General features: G+C 64.6%; 3 protein-coding genes. All 3 read left to right on the forward strand.

Features of this window, described 5'->3' with window-relative positions:
- Positions 1-123: 123 nt before the first annotated feature.
- Positions 124-1,539, forward strand: coding sequence for a circularly permuted type 2 ATP-grasp protein (locus ACIPIA_RS13620; protein ID WP_400510320.1), 1,416 nt, complete (start codon positions 124-126; stop codon positions 1,537-1,539).
- Between the two features lie 67 nt (positions 1,540-1,606).
- A complete protein-coding gene (locus ACIPIA_RS13625; protein ID WP_400510321.1) occupies positions 1,607-2,548 on the forward strand; it encodes an alpha-E domain-containing protein in 942 nt (313 codons plus the stop codon).
- A gap of 63 nt (positions 2,549-2,611) precedes the next feature.
- Positions 2,612-2,797, forward strand: a 186-nt coding sequence (locus ACIPIA_RS13630) for a transglutaminase N-terminal domain-containing protein (RefSeq protein ID WP_400510323.1), incomplete at its 3' end; no start/stop codon positions are given.

Consider the following 2,797-nt stretch of genomic DNA (forward strand, 5'->3'; position numbering starts at 1 on the left):
ATGGAAGGACCCCATCGATACCTGCCTATGAAAGCGGCAGGCCAGGACAATTGTCCAGCTTCCTCCCTCTTCCCGAACGGCAGCGAATGCGCATAGGCTGACCGAAAAGGGGACGAGGGCTGCATGGTCGCATTCGACGAAATGACCGGCACCGGCACGGAGCTCAGGTCGGCCTATGACGCTCTCGACCGCTGGCTCAAGGAGACACCGGCGGAAACGCTGGCGCTGAAGCGCAGTCAGGCCGAGCTGTTCTTCCGGCGCATCGGCATTACCTTCGCCGTCTACGGCGATGCGGAATCGACCGAGCGGCTGATCCCCTTCGACATCATCCCGCGCGTGCTGACCAAGCCGGAATGGACCAAGCTCGAAGCCGGCCTGCGCCAGCGCGTCACCGCGCTGAACATGTTCCTGGCCGATGTCTACGGGCCGAAGGAGTGCCTGAAGGCCGGCATCATCCCGCCGGATCTCGTCTACCGGAACGCCTGCTACCAGCTCGAAATGGTCGACTTCAAGGTGCCGCACGGCATCTACTGCCACATCGCCGGGATCGATGTGGTGCGCGTCGATGCCGATACCTTCTACGTGCTGGAGGACAATGCCCGCACGCCATCCGGGGTCTCCTACATGATGGAGAACCGCGAGGTGATGCTCAGGCTCTTTCCCGAGCTCTTCGCGTCGCATCGCGTCGCCCCGGTCGACAACTATCCGGACCAGTTGCTGGCGGCCCTGCGCTCGGTCGCACCGCGCAGCGCCTCCTCCGATCCGACGATCTGCCTGCTCACGCCCGGCCAGTACAACTCGGCCTTCTACGAACACTCGTTCCTGGCCGACAAGCTCGGCATCGAGCTGGTCGAGGGCTCGGACCTGCTGGTCAAGGACGATGTCGTCTACATGCGGACGACCGAAGGGCCGAAGCGCGTGGACGTGATCTACCGGCGCATCGACGACGACTTCATCGATCCGCTCGTCTTCCGCAGCGACTCGGTCCTCGGCGTCCCCGGCATCATCGGCGCCTACAAGGCCGGCAACGTCACGCTGGCAAACGCCGTCGGTACCGGCGTCGCCGACGACAAGGCGGTCTACAGCTACATGCCGGAGATCGTGAAGTTCTACACCGGCGAGGAGCCGATCCTGAAGAATGTCCCGACATTCCGCTGCCGCGAGCCGGAAGCGAACGCCTATGTGCTCGACAACCTCGAAAAGCTCGTCGTGAAGGAGGTGAACGGCTCGGGCGGATACGGCATGCTCGTCGGCCCGCATGCCAACAAGGCGCAGATCGAGACCTTCCGGCGCAAGCTCAAGGCCCAGCCGGACGGCTTCATCGCCCAGCCCACGCTGGCCCTCTCCACCTGCCCGACCTTCGTCGCCTCTGGGGTGGCGCCGCGCCATGTCGACCTGCGCCCCTATGTGCTGTCCGGCGCCAACGGCATCTCCTGCGTGCCGGGCGGCCTCACCCGCGTCGCCCTCAAGGAAGGTTCCCTGGTCGTCAATTCGAGCCAGGGCGGCGGGACCAAGGACACCTGGGTCCTCGACGCATGACGCTCTGTCGCCTTCCCTTCGACGCCCTGCATTCCCCCGCCACGCAGCGGAAAGGCATTCGCTGACCATGCTCTCGCGTACAGCCGACAGCCTCTACTGGGTATCCCGTTACGTCGAGCGGGCCGAGTATCTCGCCCGGATCCTCGATGCCACCACCCGCCTGACCAACCTGCCCACCAATTATGGCGGCGCCGGCACGGAGTGGCACAGCGCCGTTTCGACCGCCGGGTGCGAGGACGCCTTTGCAAAGGCCTATGGCGAGGCCAACGAACGCAATGTCTGCGACTTCCTGACCTTCAACCCGGACAATCCGTCGTCGATACGCAACTGCCTCGCGCTCGCCCGCTCCAACGCCCGCGCCGTGCGCACTGCGCTGACATCGGAGATGTGGGATGCCATCAATGGCGCCTGGCTGGAACTCCAGCGCTTCGAAAAGACGCGGATGGATCGCGAGGAATTCGCCCGCTTCCTCGACTGGGTGAAGAGTGTCTCTCTCGCCTTCGACGGCTCTGCCTACCGGACCATGCTGCGCGACGACAACTACTGGTTCTCGCGGCTCGGCGTCTATCTGGAGCGTGCCGACAACACCGCGCGCATTCTCGACGTGAAGTACCATGTCCTGCTGCCGGCGGATGAGCAGGTCGGCGGGTCGCTCGATTACTTCCAGTGGAGCACCGTGCTGCGCGAAGTCTCGGCGCTGACGGCCTATCACTGGGTCTATCGCGAGGCGGTGAAGCCGATCCTCGTCGCGGACCTCCTGATCCTGAACCGCCGCATGCCGCGTTCGCTCGCCGCCTGCTACGAGAGCATCTCGCGCTTCCTCGACCATCTCGGCGATGCGTATGGCCGGCAAGGCGCTTCCCAGCGCCAGGCCCGCAAGACGTTGGCCAACCTCAGCAATACCAAGATCGACGAAATCTTCGAGCATGGGCTGCACGAGTTCATCGAGGAGTTCATCACCGAGAACAACCGCCTCGGCCACACCATCTTCGAGCAGTATCTGCAATGAACGACCTGCCCGCGCGCGGCGCCGCGGCCGCAGAACGACTGCCCTAACCGCTCGGACCGGACCATGCGGATCAGGATCGCCCACACCATCGCCTATGATTACGCCGAGCCTGCGCGCCATATCACGCAGATTCTGCGGCTGACGCCGCGGGACCATGACGGGCAGCACGTCATGTCCTGGCGTATCGAGCCGAGCGTCGACGGCCGCCTGCGCTCGAGCCAGGATGCACACGGCAACATCGTGCACAGC

The organism is Allobosea sp. CER48, from assembly GCF_044752385.1.
Lineage (GTDB): Bacteria > Pseudomonadota > Alphaproteobacteria > Rhizobiales > Beijerinckiaceae > Allobosea.

Excerpts from the sequence above, each read along its gene's own strand:
- ACIPIA_RS13620 (WP_400510320.1), top strand. The coding sequence starts at position 124 with ATGGTCGCATTCGACGAAATGACCGGCACCGGCACGGAGCTCAGGTCG.
- ACIPIA_RS13625 (WP_400510321.1), top strand. The coding sequence starts at position 1,607 with ATGCTCTCGCGTACAGCCGACAGCCTCTACTGGGTATCCCGTTACGTC.